Genomic DNA, 17,067 nt, shown 5'->3' on the forward strand with positions numbered 1-17,067 from the left:
GGCCGCCACGGAACGGCGGGCCGTAAGCCTCTGAGGTTTTACTGACACATCGACCTAAAATGATGGCATGCCCCGCATCCAGGCCGAGTCGAACGCAGCCCAGCGAGCGCTCACGCAGCGCCGGATCCTCGACGCGTTCGGCCAGCTCCTGTTCATCCGCGGGCTGCCCGGCCTGACGATGACCGACGTCGCCCGGCAGGCCGGCGTCGGGCGCACCGCCGTGTACAACTACTACGCGGACATGGAGGAGCTGCTGATCGGGTACGCCCTCGACGAGACCGGCAGGTTCCTCGGCGACCTCAAGGCGAAGCTGTCGGGGCTCGAGAATCCCATCGACCGCCTCGCGGTGTACATCCGTGCGCAGGTCGAGGACCTGTCCCGCCGGCACCTCCCTCCCGGACCGGCCATGCGCGCGGTGCTCTCGCCGTTGTCCTTCGCCAAGCTCGGGGACCACGTCGGCGAGCTCAACGCGCTCCTCACCCAGATCCTCCGCGACGCGATGGCGCAGGGGTACCTGCCCGAGGCCGACGTCGACGAGCTCGTGGGGCTGGTGCACGGCTCGCTGACGGCGAGCGCCGACAGGGGTCGGGGCGAGGACGAGGCGCACGACGACGACGCGGACCGCCGCACGGAGGCCACCGTCCGCTTCATCCAGCTCGGAGTGGGCGCCCGGTTCGACTCCCAGGGCAGGCCCGTGCGCCGCTGAGCCGCGGCCCCCGGCAGCGTTCGACGGCAGCGCTCCACAGCGGTGCTCGCCGGCCGCGCTCAGCCGCCGGCGCCCGCAGTCCCAGTCGGCAGGGTGCACACGATCGGCCCAGGCGTCTGGTCGACGAGTCCAGGGGCCGTGAGGGCCTTGAACGACGGGCCGAGGACGAGGTCCACGCTGGCGTCGGCCCGGCCGTCGCGGACGTAGATGCTGCCGGGCACGTTGCGCTGGAGCGTGAACGCGGCGGCCTCCCCCGCGAAGCCGCCGCGCACCACCGCGGGGGCGGCGACGGCGAGGCGATCGTTGCCCACGGTCTTCACCGCGAAGGCCCGCGCCTTGAGCTCCCCGGCGATCTGGGCGGCGAGGCCGTCCTTGCCGGCCGCGTTGAGCACGTTGACCGCGACCTTGGCGGGCGGCAGGTAGTCGTACTTCCCGGCGGGGCAGGTGGCCACCGTGGGCTGGGACGCCGGCTGCGGGAGGGCGAGGCGCCCGGAGAGGACCGCCCAGGCCATGCCGGCTCCGGCGACTACGATCCCCACAAGAAGGGTGATGGCGATGCCGTGGCGGATCCTGCGCCACTTGCGGCTGGCCCGCTCGCTCGGGTCGGGCTCCTCCTCGAACTGGGTGCGCAGCTCAGTGCCGTTCACCACGTGGTGTCCGTGGTACTGGCTCAGGTCCTGGGGGCGGCGGGACACGGTGGCCTCACGCGTCGAGGTCCAGGATGCGGGCGTGGATCGCGGTGCGCTGGTGGAGCGCCGTGCGGACCGCCCGGTGGAGGCCGTCCTCGAGGTAGAGCACGCCTCTGTACTGCACCACGTGCGGGAACAGGTCCCCGAAGAACGTCGAATCCTCGGCGAGCAGCGCCTCCAGGTCGAGCGTGCGCTTGGTGGTCACGAGCTCGTCCAGACGCACCGGGCGGGGCGGCAGGGCGGCCCAGTCCTTGGGCGTGTTGTAGCCATGGTCCGGGTACGGGCGCCCCTCGCCCACCGCTTTGAAAATCACGGCTCCAGCCTAGGGGCGCGGGCATCGGCACGGCAGCGCCCCGGAGTGTCCCGGGGGCATTGTGGCCAAACGGTTATCGCGCTCCGGCGGCCGCCCCCAATGGAAGAATGGGGCGCATGGAGACCGCACCGCCCTTTGCCCTGCTGCTCGACGTGGACGGCCCGATCGCGAGCCCGGTGACCCGCACCGTGAAGCCCGAGATCATCGCCCTGCTGAACGAACTCGGCGCGGCCGGGATCCCGATCGTCTTCAACACGGGCCGTTCGGACGCCTTCATCCGGGAGCAGGTCATGGACCCCATGGTGGCCGCAGGCATGCCCGAGGACCTCATGGTGCACGCCGTGTGCGAGAAGGGCGCCACCTGGTTCTCGTTCACCGCCCGCGGCGCGGGCACGGTGCACGTGGACCACGGCCTGGCCGTCCCCTCCGCCTTCGCCGACGACGTCCGCGGGCTGGTGGCCGCGAGCTACAGCGGCCACATGTTCTTCGACGAGACGAAGCGCGCCATGGTCTCGGTGGAGCAGCGCGTGGACGTCTCCAACGCCGACTACCGGGCGGAGCAGGAGCGCTTCGACGCCGATGCCATGGGCCTCATGGCGCGCCACGGGCTGGGCGCCACCCGCCTGGACCACCACGTCCCCGGCAGCGACGACTCGGTGGACTACCGGGTGGACCCCACGATCATCTCCACCGACATCGAGTCCGTGCGCCTCGGCAAGGACCTCGGTGCGGCGCGCGCCTGCGAGCGGCTGCGGCGCGACGGGATCGTGCCCGAGGCGTGGTACACGATGGGCGATTCGCGCACCGACTACGCGATGGCGGACTGGCTGCACCACAACGACCACGTCGTGGCCCACGTCGACGTCCGCCCCGCGGACGGCGTGCCGGAGAAGCCGTACCGGATCCTCACGTCCGCCTCCCTCGGCCTCGACCCGGAGGTGATCCACGACGACGCCGGCCTCGCCTTCCTGCTGCGGTGGCGGGACGCGCTGGCCCTCGCCGACTGACGCCCCCGCGACGTCACCGCGTGGGACGCCGACGTCACCGCGTCAGCGGGCCGGGACCTCGGCGGGGAGGGCCGCCTCGATCGCGTCGCGGAGCTCGGCGGAGTCCGGCTCGACCGAGGACCGGAACCGGCCCACGACCTCGCCCTCGGGATTCGCGAGGAACTTCTCGAAGTTCCACTTGACCTTCTCCCCGAGGTCGTCGCCGGCCGGGTACTGGGTGAGCGCCGCGTAGAGCGGGTGCTGGTTCTTGCCCAGGACATCGGCCTTGGCGGCGAGCGGGAAGCTGACGCCGAAGTTGACCCGGCAGAACTCCTCGATCTCCTCGTCCGTTCCGGGCTCCTGGCCGGCGAACTGGTTGCACGGGACCCCGAGGACCACGAGGCCGCGGTCCTTGAACTCGCGGTAGAGGGCCTCGAGGCCGTCGTACTGGCGGGTGTACCCGCACTTGGAGGCGACGTTCACCACGAGGACGGCGCGCTGCGCGAACGCGCCGAACGTGGTCTCGGTGCCGTCGTTGAGGGTCAGGGCAATCTCATGCAGGCTCACCGGCCCAGTCTAGGCTCCCCCGTCAGCAGGCCACCGACACGGTGGCGGTGGGCGTCGGCGTCAGGGTGGCCGTCGGGGTCGCGGTCGGCGTGGGCGTGGCGGTGCAGGTGGGGACCGCCGTCGCCGTCATCGCCGGCGCCGACGTCGCGGTGCTGGCTGTGGGCGTCGGGGTCGGCGTCGAGCTCGAGGTGGGGCTCGACGTCGGCGGCGGGGTGGTCGGGGCCGGCGTGGTCGGGGCCGTGGTGGGCGTCGGGGTCGGACCCGTCGTGGGAGCGGGCGTCCTGCTCGGAGCGGGCGACGGCGCCGGGCTGGCCGTGCTGGGCTGCGAACCGCCAGCGGGCGGCACCGTGGCCGTGCTCGGCGGGGCAGCCGGCGGACCGGCCGGCGTCGGGTCCTTGAGCGGCGGCGGGGTCGGCGCTGTCGGTGCGGGGGCGATGCTCTCGCCCGGTGCCGGCTCCCCGGTGAGGACCGGGATGGCCCAGTTCTGCCGCTCGTTGGTCGACTTGCCGTCCTTCGGCGTGTAGTCGGTGACCTGGACAGGTCCGAGGGTGCCATGCTGCGCGAGCGGGATCAGGGTGAAGCTCATCGGGTCGACGTACTTGCCGTCCTTGATGGTCTCGAAGTGCAGGTGGCATCCAATCGCCGACCCGGTCTCGCCGACGAGCCCGATCACCTGGCCCACCTCGACCGATTCGCCGGTCTTCACGGCGGCGCCGAGCATGTGGTTGTAGGTGGTGACGAGCCCGTCGCCGTGGTCGATCTCGACCCGGTTCCCGCCGCCCCAGGGGTGCCAGCCGGCGGCGCGGACCACGCCCGAATCGGCCGCGTAGACGGGGGTGCCGCAGGGGGCCGCGAAGTCCTGGCCCCAGTGGAACTCCCCCGGCTGCCCGTTGAGGGGGCTGACCCGGTACCCGAACCCGGAGGTGGGCGTGAGCGTGGTCAGCGGGGCGTAGAGCTTCCCCTCCGCGGGCCGCTGCAGGTTCGCCTGGGCGACGAGCACCGGCGAGACGTGGCCCGCCGCGAGCGACCCGACCGCCGTCCTGTAGAACGGCACGACGGCGCTCGGGTCGGCGGTGATCGGTCCTGGAAAGACGTCGTCCGCCAGCGCCGGAGCGGCGCTGAAGACGAGGACGGCTGCTGCAGCCGCGATGCCGACGCCCATCCGGGCGCGCAGGCGGGTCAATGATGCACAGAGGCCACGGGCCATCAGACTCCCCAATCAGTCGGTGCGTCGCCGCAGCCCGACGCACCCTCACATTTTCCGCACCGCCGCCCGCGGCTGACTAGGGCCGAGAGCCTGTGGATCGGCTGGGAATTGTGAGCTAGCCCCGTGTCGTGTAGGGCAGGACCAGCCGCGAGGGGTGGGTGGCGTCACGGTAGACCTTGTGGGTGACCGGGCGGCCCACGGGCAGGTGGAAGGCGTCGGGGGGCAGGAGCGAGTTGTGCTCGTCCACGAGCGGCTCGTCGTTGGAAAGCTCCACCGCGAGCCGGTGACCGGGCAGGAACGTGCTCGCGAACGGGTACAGGCGGACCACGTACTCCTCGATCTTCCCGGGTTCCACGGGGACGGCCCGGGTGTGCGGGTGGTACGGATTGCCCTCGGTGGTGCGCCCGTCCAGCTCGCGGTGGGAGGCCTTGAGGTAGCCGGTCGTGATGAGCTGGCGCTTGCCGTTGGGCGCCGTGTCCCACAGGCGCAGGATGAGGTTGGTGTCGTCCTGGTCGATCTCGGCGAACAGGTGCGCGGCGCCGGTGCCCATCATCTCGGTGGGCTCCTCGAAGGGCTCCGTGGTCCAGGAGAGGATCTCGACCTTGTCGGTGACGGTGAGCGGGGCCTGGTAGAACCCGTCCGGGGCGGCGTGTGCCGGCCCCAGGGGCTCGGGCTCGGGCGAGAGCCTGCGGCGCGGGCGCAGGTAGAGCGGGCGGTACTCGGTCTCCTTCGGGGGCCACTGGGCCCCGGTGGCGCGCTCGCGGGAGCCCTCGACGAACACCGAGACCTCGGGCTCTTCCATGATGCCGTTGTCGATGCCCTTGATCCAGTACTCGTACCAGCGGAACATCTTCTCGTGCTCCTCGATGAAGGGGCGCGACTGCATCGGCGGGTACGGGCCGATGTCCAGCTTCTTCGGGCCCTTGAGCGTGTTGAACAGCTCGATCGTCCCGTCCAGCGTCCAGCCGCGGCCCTGGTCGAGCTGCAGGTAGACCGGGATGTCGATGTCCGCGGCGAGGTTGACCGGGTTGCGCTCCTCGTACCACTCGCCGTCGAGCTCGTTCATGACGATGTCGAACCAGGCCTCGTGGTTCTTCGGGTAGTGCAGCGTGTGGACCAGGTTCGGCCACGCGGCCACGTCCGGGTCCGCGAGCCGCTCGGCGACGAGCTTCTCGAGCTCCTCGGGGGTGTGCGTCTGAAGCATGCGGGACTTCACCCGGTCGGTGAACGCCCAGCCCGAGTCGCCGCCGCGGCCTTCGCGGGCGGCCCGGGGCATGAACCACATGATGCCGCCGTGGTAGGTCGTCTCGTAGAAGTCGTAGTGGCCGCCGGAGACGAAGATGGCCTTCAGGTGCGGGGGCCGCTCGGCCGCGGCGAGGATCTGCATCGAGCCGAAGTACGAGATGCCGATCATGCCCACGTTGCCGTCGCACCACGGCTGGGCCGCGACCCACTCGATGACGTCGTAGGCGTCCTGGCCCAGCGGGACGCCGCCGGCGTTGTAGTTGCCGATGTGCTCGCCGCCCGAATCGCCGGAGCCGCGCAGGTCCCCGATCACGTGGGCGTAGCCCTCGCCGACGACGCGGGCGATGTCCCCGGCCTCGATGCAGCCGTCCCACATGGGGCTGGGCCGGCGCTGCGGCGGCATGGTCAGGGCGAGGGCCTGGAGCTCCTTGCCGTACGGGCTCAGGGCCACGAGCGCCGGGCGGGGCGCGCCGTCCGTGCCATGGTAGACGTCGAGGGCGAGCTCGACGCCGTCCCGCATCGGGGCGCGCAGGTGCTTGCGGACGGCGATCGTCGCCCCGCCCGCATCGATGGTCTCGTACTCAGCCATGGGTGGCATGCTCCTGTGTCAGATAGCCGTGCAGCGTCGTGAAGAATGGGGACGGTTCGAGGGTGGGGTCGCCGTCGTACCCCAGCTCTGCGGCGACCCGCTCGAAGGGCGAGTAGACGGAGTCAGTCGCGACCACGCCGTCGTCCGCGTAGCGTTCGACGGCGGCACGGATGCGCGCCTCGAGCGCGAGGCTCTCCTCGAGCGCCCGGCGGCCCTGCGCGGCGTCGAGCTCGACGCCGTACGGCTCGCCGTCCGCCCCGCGGTACGGGTGCCCGAGGTAGAGGCGCTCGGGGCGCACCTCGTCCCGGAGGTACAGCAGGCTCGCGCGGTAGGCGTCCGGATCCGCATAGCCCGGGAAGCGGTTGGCCGCGCCGTGGATCTGGACCGCGTCGCCCACGAACACCGCGTTCTGCCCGTCGAGCCGGTAGGCCACCGAGCCGGGCGTGTGGCCGGGCACGGCGTGGACCGAGACGGTGACGTCCCCGCCCAGCGGGAGGGCCTCTCCGCCGCGCACGAGGACGGTCGGCTCCATCTCTCCGGAGATCGCGGCCTCCGCGGTGCTGCGCTGCTGCTCCACGCCGTCCGGGTTCCTGAGATACCGCTGCCGGCCGCTCGCGTACTCCTCGACATGGCCGCCGCGGGAGCGGAGCATGTGCGCGTCCGCCTCGTGGATCACCACCCGGGCCCGCCCGCCGGTGAGGTCGAAGAGGGCCTTCGCGCCGCCGAGATGGTCGATGTGCCCGTGGGTGAGGAAGATCCAGCGGACCTCGTCGATGCTGCGGCCCAGCCGCTCCAGGGCGGGCACCATCCCCTCGGCGGGCGAGGAGGCGATGCCGGTGTCCACGATGGCCGGTTCGGGCGCGTCGATGAAGTAGCTGTAGAGCCCGAACCGGCCCCACGGGGAGACGAGCGGGTGGACGGTGGCGCTACTCATCGGTGCTCCCGTCATCGTTGCCCCCGGTCTCCGCACCGGCCAGGAACTCGGCCGTCTCGCGGAACGCCGCGGCGTACTCGGGGAGCCAGCCGAAGTTGGCGACGAAGCCGTGGTTGGCACCCGCGTACCGGGTCACCGTTGCGTCCACGCCGGCGTCGCGGAGTCGCTGGCCGTAGAGCTCGCCCTCGTCCCGCAGGGGGTCGAACTCGGCGGTGAGGATGAGGGCCGGCGGAAGGTCCGTGAGGTCCTCGCGCTTGATCGGGGAGACGAGCGGGTCCGCGGGATCGGCGCCGCTGTCGAGGTAGAACGCGTTGAAAGGTGCCAGACCTGCGGTCTCGAGGCCGTAGCCGGTCGCGTTCTCGCGCAGCGAGGCGTACCGGCCCTCGTCGAAGTCGAGGTCCAGGGACGGGTAGTAGAGGACCTGGTGGGTGATCCTGTCGAACCCGTCGTCGTGCGCCATCGCGGCCACCGCGGCCGCGAACGTCCCGCCGGAGCTGTCGCCCGCGACGGCGAGCCGCTCGCCGTCCCACGCGAGCTCGCCGCCGTGGCCGGCAGCCCAGCGGACCGCGGCGTAGCAGTCCTCGAGCCCGGCGGGGAAGCGGTGCTCGGGGGCGCGCCGGTAGCCCACGGAGAGGACCTTGAACCCGGTCTCGGCCGCCAGCGCCCGCGCCACGTGGTCGTGGGTGTCGAGGCTGCCGAGGAAGAACGCGCCCCCGTGGAAGTAGACGAGCAGCCCGTAGGAGTCCGCCTCGGCAGGGGTGTAGACGCGGACGGGGACGTCGCCGGACTCGGTCACGGCCACCGCGTCGTCGACCGCGAAGAGCGGAAGGCGGTCAGCGGGGGCGGGGACACGGGACTCCTCGTCGGCGCGGAGCACCGCAGGGTCGATCGGGCCGGGCGGCGGGGCGGGGAGGGACGCGACGACGCGCTCGATCTCGGGATGCAGCGGCATGGACGCTCAGGCCTCAGCGTGCTCGGGCACGGAGCGCCCAGCCACAGCCTGCTGCGAGGCGGGCTTCTGGCCGGGGAACACGTCGTTGACCTCGCCCTCGGACCACCCCTGCCGCGAGATGCGCTGGAGTTCGTCCGTGACCGGCTTGCGGACGGACTGGTACAGGGCCAGGGCCTCCTTGACCGTATCGGCCTGCTCGAGGGCGTCGGCGAGCGCGCCCGCGTCCAGGATGGCCGAGTTCGCGCCCTGGCCCTGGTGGTGGAGCATAGAGTGGGCGGCGTCTCCGACGAGGACCGCCGAGTCCGAGTGCCAGACGTCGACGGGGTCGATGTCGTAGACGGCGCGGATGTTCACGGTGTCCATGTCCAGGTCCCGGGTGATCTGCACGATGCGCGGGTCGAAGCCCTCCACGGTCGCCAGCAGGTCCTCCTTCGTGACCTGCGGCGCCCACGTCCCGTCCGGGTTCAGGACCGTGATGTCGAACGAGACCTGGCCGCGATGGCGCAGCGGCAGGAAGTAGACCTTGGTGCCGTGGCCGATGTACATCCGCAGGTTGTCGTCGACCGCGAGCCCCTGGGCGGCATCGGCGGGGATCACGGCGCGGTAGGCATGCTCGCCCGAGAAGACCGGAGGCCTGTCGCTGAAGAGCTGCTGGCGCACCACCGAGCGGATGCCGTCGGCGCCGATGACGAGGTCCGCCTCGACGACCGTGCCGTTCGCGAAGCTGAGCACCGAGGTGGCGCCCCTGTCCCCGATCGACTCGAGCCTGTGGCCGAGGTGGACCATGCCGTCGGGCAGGACGCCCAGGAGCGCCTCGATGAAGTCGCCGCGGTGGATGAGATGGGTGGGGCCGTAGACCTCGATCTCGGGCCACGAGTCCTTCATGATCGGATCCCCGGTGGCGGTGAGGATCTCGAAGTAGTCGCTTGGAGAGCTCACGGCGGCGATCGCATCGCGGATGCCCCACTGGCGGAAGCGGTCCATCGTGTTCGGGCGGAGCCCGATCCCGGCGCCGACCTCGCGGGTCTGGCCGGCCTGCTCGTAGACGTTGACCGTGGCGCCGAGGAGGCTCAGGGCCTTGGCGGCGGCGGCCCCGGCATACCCGGCGCCGACGATGGCGATGTTCAGGTTTCTCAGGTCGGTGGTTTTCATGGTCATACCCGCTTTCGGGAGCGTCAGTTCTTGATGGTGAGGAAGTTGGCGGGGTTCTCGACGAAGATCTGCGTGATCGTGCTCTCGTCGACGCCGGCCGCGCGCAGGTCCGGGATGAGCTGCTCGAAGATGTAGTTCACGGTGTGGCCCTTGACTCCGGGCCAGCCCAGCGGGCTGCAGTTGGCGTCCGCGGACGCGAGGACCTGGCCGGCGTGGCCGCCCTGGACGAAGCGCAGGAAGTGCTCGAGCCGCTGACTCCGGGGGCGGGCCCAGAAGGGCGGGTCGGGCAGCTCGGTCTCATAGCCGAACGTGTCGAACCCGAGGCGGCCGCCCTGCTCGACGATCCAGGTGTCCTGGGTCTTCTCGGCGTTGACGCCGTCGTCGACGTGCCCGAACAGGACTCGGTCCAGCGGCAGGCCCTCCTCGCGGAAGATGGCGATGGCGGGCTCCGCGTCGATCGCGAGGTGCGTCAGGATCGGCACCCCGGTCTGGACGGCGGCCCGTGCCGCGGCGCGGTAGATCTTCTTGTCCAGGTCCGTCATCCGCCCGCCGCGGCTCACGCCGACCTTGACGACGCCGGCCTTGGCACCGGTGCTGCCGATGCCGACCGTGATCTCGTGGACGAACTGGCGCATGAGGTAGTCCACGGACGCGTTCGCGAAGTGCGGCAGCGCCGTGTCGCCGCCGACGAACCCGGTGCAGGCGACGATGTGCACGCCCGTCTTCGCCGAGAGGGACCTGTAGTAGTCGACGTCGCGGCCGTTGCAGATGCCGGTGGCGTCGACGAAGGTGCCGCCGCCGTACTCGTGGAAGGCCCGCAGCTTCGGCACGGTCTCCTCGTACCGCTGCTCCGGCGTCTTCCACCAGGTGCTGTCCAGCTCGGACCCCGGCATGCCGTAGCCGATGTGCTCGTGGACCGCTACGAGACCGAGCTCTTCCGCGGGGATCGTCCCCAGAACCGTGTTGACCTTGGACATGTCACGCCGCCTTGGGAATCGAGAGGGCCAGGAGCTCGCGGGGGTTGCCGACGAGGATGCGCTCGGCGTCCTCCTCGCCCAGGCCCCGCGCCCTGAGCAGGGGCATGAAGGTGGTCAGGATGTGGCTGAACGGCACGTCGGAGCCGGGGTGGCCCTTGGCGACGCCGATCGCATCGGAGGAGAGCAGGATCCGGTCCGCGTGGCCCTCGGCCGCGAGGTCGAGCACGAGCGAGGCACGCTCCTCGTCGGTGAGGCTGTCGCCGTCGTGGTTCAGCCCCACGCGGTCGAGGCCCACGAAGGCACCCCGGCGGGCCACCTCGAACGGCGCACCGGTCTCGGCCGCGGCCTTGCGGTCGAGGCCGCCGACGACGACGCGTCCGGCCGGCAGGCCCTCGTCGAGGACTACGCCGAGCTCCTTGAGCGGGTCACGTCCGTAGCGGACCGAGACCGGGACGCCCGTGGCGAGGGCCGCGCGGGCCGCGCCCCGGAAGAGGCTCTCGTCGGTGGCCGTCATTCCGCTCCGGGTGGCGGCGGTCGCGACGAGGCCGGCAGGGCCCCTGCGCTCGACGCGCGGCACGGCCATGCCCTCGGTGACCTCTTGGGCGAACAGGGCCGCGAACTTCTCGGCGGGCCACGGGGTGGGCGGATTGGTCTGCGGGGTGAGGAAGTAGCCTCCCAGCATCTCCTCCGGGCCCATGCCCGTGGAGGCGACGATGTGCACGCCCGTGCTGCGCGAGAGCGCCTCGAGGAGCCGGACGTCCCGGCCGTGGAACATGCCGGTGCTGTCCACGATCGAGGTCCCCCCGGCCTGCCGGAACCCCGCGAGCTTGCCGGCGAGGACCTCGAAGATCTCCGCACGGTCGAGCGTGACGTCGAACGCGTGCTCGGCCCCGGGGACCACGGACAGCAGGGCCTCGTGGACGGCGACGATCCCGAGCCGGTCAGCCGGAACCGGGCCGAGGACGGTGTTGACGGACCCGCAGGACGCCGGGTCCGTCGCAGCTCTGGGGTGAGCGAGGGATGTGGGCTGAGTCATAGGCCCAGCATCGCGATTTCTTTACAGGATGTCAAGAAATCTTTCTTTACGTACTCGATGCTTTGGATGTGAGGTGGTCATGACGTTGTAAGTCTTGACACGTTGTAAAGATAACCGGAGACTGTGATCCAGCGCACCCCTGCCAGCCGCTGGCCTGGAGACGAAGGAGTTCCAATGAGTCAGATCCGCACGGCGCCGAACAGAGGCTCGGCGCGTGCCACGTTCGTGGCCGCCTACAGCGCGGTCACCCTCGCCCAGATCACCAACGCGTTGCCCGGCGCCCTCAACGGCACGTTCGCGAACGACTTCCACACCTCGGGCGCAGGCCTGACCTGGATCGCGGGCATGTTCATGATGGGCATCGTCGTGTTCGAGCTCAGCTGGGGCCTCCTCGGCGACCTGTTCGGGCGCAAGAAGCTGCTCTACGCGGGCGCTGCCGCCACCGCCGCCGGCTCCGTCCTCGCCGCGCTCGCGCCGAGTACCGGCATGATGATCGTCGCCCAGGCCGTCGGCGGCATCGGTGCCGGCATCCTCTTCCCGATCTCGCTGTCGATGATCGCCGCCATCACCCCGGACCACCGCGCCCGGGCCCGCGCGATCGCCACCTGGGCGGGGTTCCTCTCGCTCGGCGCGGTGATCTCCCCCGTGCTGGCGGGCCTCACCTCGCAGCTCTTCACCGTTCCCGGCGGGACCGGCGCCGCGCCGGTGCTCAGTGGGTGGCGCGTCGCGTACTGCGTCGCGGCGGCGCTGGCCGTCGTCGTCCTCCTCATGGCGCTGCGCGCCACCGACTCGGCCGCGCCCGAGGGCCGCAGGCTCGACCTGCCCGGCCAGGCCACCCTCGCGCTCGGCCTCATCGCGGTCCTCTTCGCGACCGTCCAGGCCGTCGACGCGGGCTTCGGCGCGGCCGAGGTCGTGGCGGGCTACGTCGCGGGCGTGATCCTGCTGGTCCTGTTCGTGGTGATCGAAGCGCGCACCCGCCAGCCGCTCATCCACCTGGCGCTGTTCAGGAACAGCGCGTACTCGATCACCGGCATCGTCGCCGTCACCGGCATGTTCGCCTTCCTCGCCATCGCCTTCAGCACGAGCGTCGCCGTGGGCGGCCTCGCCCTCGCCGAGACCTGGAAGGTCGGCGTGCTCTTCGTCTTCATCCAGGGACCGACCTTCGCCCTGATCCCCGTGGTCGGGTGGCTCATCCACCACGTCGCACCGCGCTGGGCCCTGACCGCCGGCTTCGCGTTCATGGCTGTCTCCGGCTACTGGCTCTCGACGTTCTCCCTCGGCATCCCGGAGCGCTTCGGCGGCACCCAGTGGACAGCCTTCATCCTCCCGCTCCTCTTCCTCGGCATCGGCTTCGCCCTCACCGTCGGCGCCATCACCGCCGTCGCCATCAACACGGTCCAGCCGAAGGACATCGGCATGGCCTCGGCCACGACGAACCTCCTCCGCGACCTCGGGTTCGCCTTCGGCCCCGTGGTCGGCTCGGCCATCGCCTTCAGCATCGGCGCCTCGGCCTTCGCGGGGCCGCTCGCCGGCATCCTGCGGGGAGCCGGGCTTCCCGCGAACGCCGTCGAGGGCCTGTCCCACGTTCCGCCGCTCGGCTTCCTCTCGGGCTGGGACGGCGTGGTCGCGCAGTTCTCCGGGCAGGCCCTCGCCTCAGGAGCGCCGCAGCAGGCCGTCACGGGCATGGTCGGTGCCCTCGGTGCCGCCCAGCAGCAGATCCAGGGCGCCGCCGGCGTGTCCCTCGGCCACGGCTTCCAGATGGTCTACCTCGTGGCCGCAGCCGCCGCCACGGCCTCGGCCCTCCTCACCCTCTTCATCTCCGGGCGCGGCTCCGCGCCGTCGGCCGATGAGGTCGCCGAGACCACTCAGGCCACAGCCGAGGCGGCGGCCCAGGCCGCCGCCGACTGACCCTTCCCCACCACCAACCATCCAGAGAGCCGATCACCGTGACCACTCCCCTCGAATCCCCCATCGACATCTGGGACGACGCCGTCACCGTCGACCCCTTTCCCGCCTACACCGAGCTGCGCGAGACGGCCGGCGTCGTGTACCTGCCCGAGAACGGAATCTACGTCCTGACGCGCTACGACGTGATCCGCGAGGCCCTCGGCGATCCGGAGACGTACTCGTCGACCTCGCTCGGCTTCAACCCGATGGTCAACGAGGCGCTCCAGGGCACCTCCCTCGCGTCCGACCCGCCCATGCACACGCAGCTCCGCGCCACCCTCTCCGAGAACCTCACACCACGCGCCCTGCGCGGACTCAAGGTCACGATCGACGATAAGGCGGACAAGCTCGTCTCCGAGCTCGCCCACAGCGGCAGCTTCGAGGCCATCGACGCCCTCGCGCGGGAGTTCCCCCTCGAGGTCGTCTCCGACCTCATCGGCTTCACCGGTCCTGTGAAGGACAACATGCTCCGCTGGGGCCAGGCGGCCATGCAGGTCATCGGTCCCCTGAACCTGCGCACGCAGGAGAACTTCCCGATCGCCGGGGAGCTGTACGGCTGGTGCTCCTCGGTCAGGGCCGAGGACCTCACGCCCGGCTCAATCGGCCGCGGGATCTTCGATGCGGAGGCGCGGGGCGACATCCCCGAGGGCTCCGCCGGCCACATCATCCACCAGTACCTCGGGGCCGGCGTCGACAGCACGATCGCGGCGATCGGCAACATCGTGGCCCTGTTCGGCCGTCACCCCGAGCAGCTCGAGCTCGTCCGGCAGAACCCGGACCTTGTCCCCGCCGCGTTCGCGGAGGTGCTGCGCTTCTGGCCGCCGCTGCACATCTGGGGCCGCACCACGACCCGCGCGGTCGACATCGACGGCGTCACCGTGCCCCAGGGCGCCCAGATCGGCATCCTCTTCGGCGCCGGAAACCACGACCCGCGCCACTATGAGGACCCGGACGACTTCGACGTCACGCGCAATCCGACCGACCACCTCTCGTTCGGCTACGGCCCGCACGGCTGCGCCGGCCAGGGCTTGGCCCGGCTCGAGGGCCACGCGATCATCGCCGCGCTCGCCCGCCAGGTGAAGTCCATGGAGATCGCTGAGCCCGTCCGGGTGCCGACCAACATCACGCGCGCCATCGAGGAACTCCCGGTCATGAAGGTGGTGGCCGCATGAGGATCGACCTCGACCGCCCCCGCTGCGAGGGCCACGGCCTCTGCGAAGAAGCGGCCCCGGCGCTCATGCACCTCGACGACGACGGGGAACTCGTGATCGACGTCCCGGACGTCGACGGCGCGGACCTCGAGGCCGCGCGCTCAGCCGTGCGGGTGTGCCCGGTCGCGGCCCTCCGCCTGGTGTCGGCGGCATGACGGTGACCGCCGCCCCGCGGCTGCGCCGCATCGTCGTCGTCGGCAACGGCATCGCCGGCCTCACAGCCTGCGACTCCCTCCGCTCGGCGGGGTTTGACGGGGAGCTGACGGTGGTCGGTGCCGAGGCGCATCACCCGTACAGCCGGCCGGCGCTCTCGAAGGCCCTCCTGCACGAGGACCGGGCACTGGACGCGCACCGCCTTCCCGAGCCCACCCACGAGGCCGTGGCACTGCTCGGGGTTGCCGCGACAGGGCTCGACGTCGAGGCCCGTACCGTGGCGCTCGACGGCGGGGACCGCCTCCCGTACGACGGCCTCGTCATCGCCTCGGGGTCCCGGGCGCGGCGCCTGGCCCATGGGGGCGGCGCTTCACCGCACGAGCTCACGCTGCGGACCATCGAGGACGCGGTCGCCCTCAGGGACCGGGTCGCGTCGCGGCCGTCCGTGATCGTCGTGGGCGGAGGGGCGCTCGGCATGGAGGTCGCCTCGGGCTGCCTGCACGCCGGCTGCGAGGTCACGCTCGTGGCCGAGGCGCCGCCGCTCTCGCGCCAGCTCGGCACGTTCCTCTCCGAGGTGTTCACCGCCGCCGCCAGCCGGCGCGGACTCCGGATCGTCACCGGCAGGAGGGCCAGCCTCGTGGAGGCGGACGGCGGCGCGCGGGTCGTCCTCGCTGACGGCACGGCGCTGGAGGCGGAGCTCGTCGTCACGGCAGTCGGGGACGAGCCGAACACCGCATGGCTCAAGGGCTCGGGGCTCCTCGTCGAGGGAGCGCTGCGGGTCGACTCCCGCGGGCGCGTGCGGCCGGGGATCGTCGCGGCCGGGGACGTCGCGCACCTTCCCACCCGGCGCGGCCTCGGGCGGATCCCGCTGTGGACGAGCGCCATCGACCAGGCGAAGGCCGCCGCGCACGGGCTGCTCGAAGGCGACGCCGCGCCCGAGCTCGAGGTCCAGCCGTACTTCTGGACCGAGGGCTTCGGCCTGGCGCTGAAGTCGGTGGGGTTCATGCCCGTGGCCGGCGACCCGGCCCACCGCGAGCAGGGCGCGGCACCGGAGTCGATGCTGCTGCGCTGGCAGAACAGCGACGGCTCCGGCACGGCCGCCGCACTCAACTACCGGATCCCCGTCCCGAAGCTGCGCCGCCTCGCCGCCCAGGCGACCGCCTGACGCCGCCGGGAATCCGTCCAGCAGGGCACCACACCTAGGATTGGTCCATGCCGTCACTGCGGGAAGCCCAGAAGCAGCTCACACGCGACCGGATTGTGGAGCGTGCCCTCGAGCTGTTCATCGAGAAGGGGTATGCCGCGACGACGATCGACGAGATCGCGGCCGCTGCCGGCACCACGCGGGTGACCTTCTACGCGTACTACCCGTCCCGCACGGACCTCATGAAGGACTTCATGGCCCGGGTCAACACCATGCTGGACCGCGCCTACGGGCCGAACAGCACCTCGACAGCAGCCGAGCTCGTCGACGTGGTCAGGGAGGGGAAACTCGCGGGGATCCTCGCGTGGCTCGAGTCGCGGGCGGCGCTGTGGCCCGTCTTCCGTCCCTACCTCGACGTGCTCGACGAGGCCGCGGCCGTCGATCCCGAGGTGCGCGCCATGGTCGACTCCTGGCACGAGGAGGTCATCTCGGACCTGGTGCGGGGCATGGAGCTGGCCGGCCGCTTCCAGGAGGCGACCCGCCATATCCGCGGCACGCTCGCGTTCACGCAGCTCGACTACGTGGCGACCCTGTGGACCCGCCGCAAGTACGAGCCGAACCGGGAGCACGCCCTCGAGGTCCTCGCCGACAGCTGGTACCACCTGCTCTGCGACGAGGGCTGACCCGGGCCCGCTCCCCCGACGCAGAACGCCCCCGGTCCGAGGACCGGGGGCGTTCTCGATGTTCCAGGACATCGCAGCGCGGAGGATGGGGGATTTGAACCCCCGAGGGCGTTAACCCAACACGCGTTCCAGGCGTGCGCCATAGGCCGCTAGGCGAATCCTCCAGGTGTGCTCCCAAGAGCAGGCTCCAGAATACCCGACGGCGGCCCCTCCGCCGAATCGGGGTCCCGAGGCCGGCGCACGACGCCGGTGCCGCGTCCCCGCGGGAGCCGCCGCCCGCCGTCGTGCGCGCCGCGATCAGGCGTAGGCGAGGCTCAGGAAGAGCGCCCGCAGCTGCTCCCCCTCGGCAGAGGCGTACCACGCCTTCGCCGCCGCGACGCTGCCGAATGGCGCGTCGGCGAACACCACGTGGGCCAGCAGGAACCCGTTCGGCAGCTCCACCGCTCCGCCCGTCGTGGACTTGTCCGAGGCGCTCAGCGGCCCCGATTCGATGCCCATGCTGTACCACGTGCGGCCATCCGGGGTGGTGTCCGCGTAGAAGGCATAGACGGCCTGTCCCCGCTGGTCGGGAAGGGG

At 71.5% G+C, this 17,067-nt stretch carries 18 protein-coding genes and 1 tRNA gene; 7 read left to right on the forward strand and 12 right to left on the reverse strand.

From position 1 onward, the window contains the following. Window positions 1–67: 67 nt before the first annotated feature. Window positions 68–706, forward strand: a complete 639-nt coding sequence (locus ACVWWH_RS14670; RefSeq protein WP_457317060.1) for a TetR/AcrR family transcriptional regulator — start codon at window positions 68–70, stop codon at window positions 704–706. Between the two features lie 59 nt (window positions 707–765). On the opposite strand, the gene ACVWWH_RS14675 is transcribed toward ACVWWH_RS14670, so the two are convergent. Together ACVWWH_RS14675 and ACVWWH_RS14680 are read right to left on the reverse strand one after the other, a co-directional pair. Then, entirely contained in the window at window positions 766–1,401 is a 636-nt protein-coding gene (locus ACVWWH_RS14675; RefSeq protein WP_066494955.1) for a LytR C-terminal domain-containing protein, read from the reverse strand. A gap of 7 nt (window positions 1,402–1,408) precedes the next feature. Further along, window positions 1,409–1,708, reverse strand: a complete 300-nt coding sequence (locus tag ACVWWH_RS14680; protein ID WP_066494952.1) for a type II toxin-antitoxin system VapB family antitoxin — start codon at window positions 1,706–1,708, stop codon at window positions 1,409–1,411. A 107-nt stretch (window positions 1,709–1,815) separates the two neighbouring features. On the opposite strand from ACVWWH_RS14680, the gene ACVWWH_RS14685 reads away from it, so the two are divergent. After that, window positions 1,816–2,715, forward strand: coding sequence for a hypothetical protein (locus ACVWWH_RS14685; RefSeq protein WP_457317061.1), 900 nt, complete (start codon window positions 1,816–1,818; stop codon window positions 2,713–2,715). A 42-nt stretch (window positions 2,716–2,757) separates the two neighbouring features. Here ACVWWH_RS14685 and ACVWWH_RS14690 read toward each other — a convergent pair whose 3' ends face one another. The 8 genes from ACVWWH_RS14690 to ACVWWH_RS14725 all read right to left on the reverse strand — a co-directional run bounded on the left by ACVWWH_RS14690 (window position 2,758) and on the right by ACVWWH_RS14725 (window position 11,353). Continuing rightward, a complete protein-coding gene (locus ACVWWH_RS14690; protein WP_457317062.1) occupies window positions 2,758–3,261 on the reverse strand; it encodes a glutathione peroxidase in 504 nt (167 codons plus the stop codon). A 22-nt stretch (window positions 3,262–3,283) separates the two neighbouring features. Further along, window positions 3,284–4,444, reverse strand: coding sequence for a M23 family metallopeptidase (locus ACVWWH_RS14695; RefSeq protein ID WP_457317063.1), 1,161 nt, complete (start codon window positions 4,442–4,444; stop codon window positions 3,284–3,286). 139 nt (window positions 4,445–4,583) lie between these two features. Continuing rightward, the gene (locus ACVWWH_RS14700; RefSeq protein WP_457317064.1) at window positions 4,584–6,302 is read right to left on the reverse strand and encodes a CocE/NonD family hydrolase; all 1,719 of its coding nucleotides are present in this window, start codon (window positions 6,300–6,302) and stop codon (window positions 4,584–4,586) included. After that, entirely contained in the window at window positions 6,295–7,236 is a 942-nt protein-coding gene (locus ACVWWH_RS14705; RefSeq protein ID WP_457317065.1) for an MBL fold metallo-hydrolase, read from the reverse strand. The genes ACVWWH_RS14700 and ACVWWH_RS14705 overlap by 8 nt, the downstream gene beginning before the upstream one ends. Then, window positions 7,229–8,188 (reverse strand): alpha/beta hydrolase, encoded by a 960-nt coding sequence (locus tag ACVWWH_RS14710; RefSeq protein WP_457317066.1) that lies wholly within the window; start codon window positions 8,186–8,188, stop codon window positions 7,229–7,231. Before ACVWWH_RS14710 ends, ACVWWH_RS14705 begins: the two co-directional genes overlap by 8 nt. A 6-nt stretch (window positions 8,189–8,194) precedes the next feature. Beyond that, complete coding sequence (locus tag ACVWWH_RS14715; RefSeq protein ID WP_457317067.1) at window positions 8,195–9,340, reverse strand: FAD-dependent monooxygenase; 1,146 nt, start codon at window positions 9,338–9,340, stop codon at window positions 8,195–8,197. Window positions 9,341–9,363: 23 nt separating this feature from the next. After that, window positions 9,364–10,317 carry a phosphotriesterase family protein gene (locus tag ACVWWH_RS14720; RefSeq protein WP_457317068.1) on the reverse strand — a complete coding sequence of 318 codons (954 nt, stop codon included), beginning with the start codon at window positions 10,315–10,317 and terminating at the stop codon, window positions 9,364–9,366. A 1-nt stretch (window position 10,318) separates the two neighbouring features. Further along, window positions 10,319–11,353 carry a phosphotriesterase family protein gene (locus tag ACVWWH_RS14725; protein ID WP_457317069.1) on the reverse strand — a complete coding sequence of 345 codons (1,035 nt, stop codon included), beginning with the start codon at window positions 11,351–11,353 and terminating at the stop codon, window positions 10,319–10,321. Window positions 11,354–11,527: 174 nt separating this feature from the next. On the opposite strand from ACVWWH_RS14725, the gene ACVWWH_RS14730 reads away from it, so the two are divergent. Genes ACVWWH_RS14730 through ACVWWH_RS14750 form a run of 5 tightly spaced genes read left to right on the forward strand, consistent with a single transcriptional unit; the run spans window position 11,528 to window position 16,491 of the window. Then, window positions 11,528–13,261 (forward strand): MFS transporter, encoded by a 1,734-nt coding sequence (locus ACVWWH_RS14730; protein ID WP_457317070.1) that lies wholly within the window; start codon window positions 11,528–11,530, stop codon window positions 13,259–13,261. Between the two features lie 38 nt (window positions 13,262–13,299). Beyond that, complete coding sequence (locus ACVWWH_RS14735) at window positions 13,300–14,472, forward strand: cytochrome P450 (RefSeq protein WP_457317071.1); 1,173 nt, start codon at window positions 13,300–13,302, stop codon at window positions 14,470–14,472. Beyond that, window positions 14,469–14,666, forward strand: coding sequence for a ferredoxin (locus tag ACVWWH_RS14740; protein WP_457317072.1), 198 nt, complete (start codon window positions 14,469–14,471; stop codon window positions 14,664–14,666). The genes ACVWWH_RS14735 and ACVWWH_RS14740 overlap by 4 nt, the downstream gene beginning before the upstream one ends. Continuing rightward, window positions 14,663–15,829: an NAD(P)/FAD-dependent oxidoreductase gene (locus ACVWWH_RS14745; RefSeq protein ID WP_457317073.1), complete on the forward strand. Its 1,167-nt coding sequence runs from the start codon at window positions 14,663–14,665 to the stop codon at window positions 15,827–15,829. The genes ACVWWH_RS14740 and ACVWWH_RS14745 overlap by 4 nt, the downstream gene beginning before the upstream one ends. Before the next feature lie 47 nt (window positions 15,830–15,876). Beyond that, a complete protein-coding gene (locus ACVWWH_RS14750) occupies window positions 15,877–16,491 on the forward strand; it encodes a TetR/AcrR family transcriptional regulator (RefSeq protein WP_457317074.1) in 615 nt (204 codons plus the stop codon). A gap of 79 nt (window positions 16,492–16,570) precedes the next feature. Here ACVWWH_RS14750 and ACVWWH_RS14755 read toward each other — a convergent pair. Both ACVWWH_RS14755 and ACVWWH_RS14760 read right to left on the reverse strand, forming a co-directional pair. Next, window positions 16,571–16,655, reverse strand: a tRNA-Ser gene (locus tag ACVWWH_RS14755). A gap of 133 nt (window positions 16,656–16,788) precedes the next feature. Then, window positions 16,789–16,989 (reverse strand): hypothetical protein, encoded by a 201-nt coding sequence (locus tag ACVWWH_RS14760; RefSeq protein ID WP_457317075.1) that lies wholly within the window; start codon window positions 16,987–16,989, stop codon window positions 16,789–16,791. Window positions 16,990–17,067: the final 78 nt, after the last annotated feature.

Source organism: Sinomonas sp. RB5, from assembly GCF_054063535.1.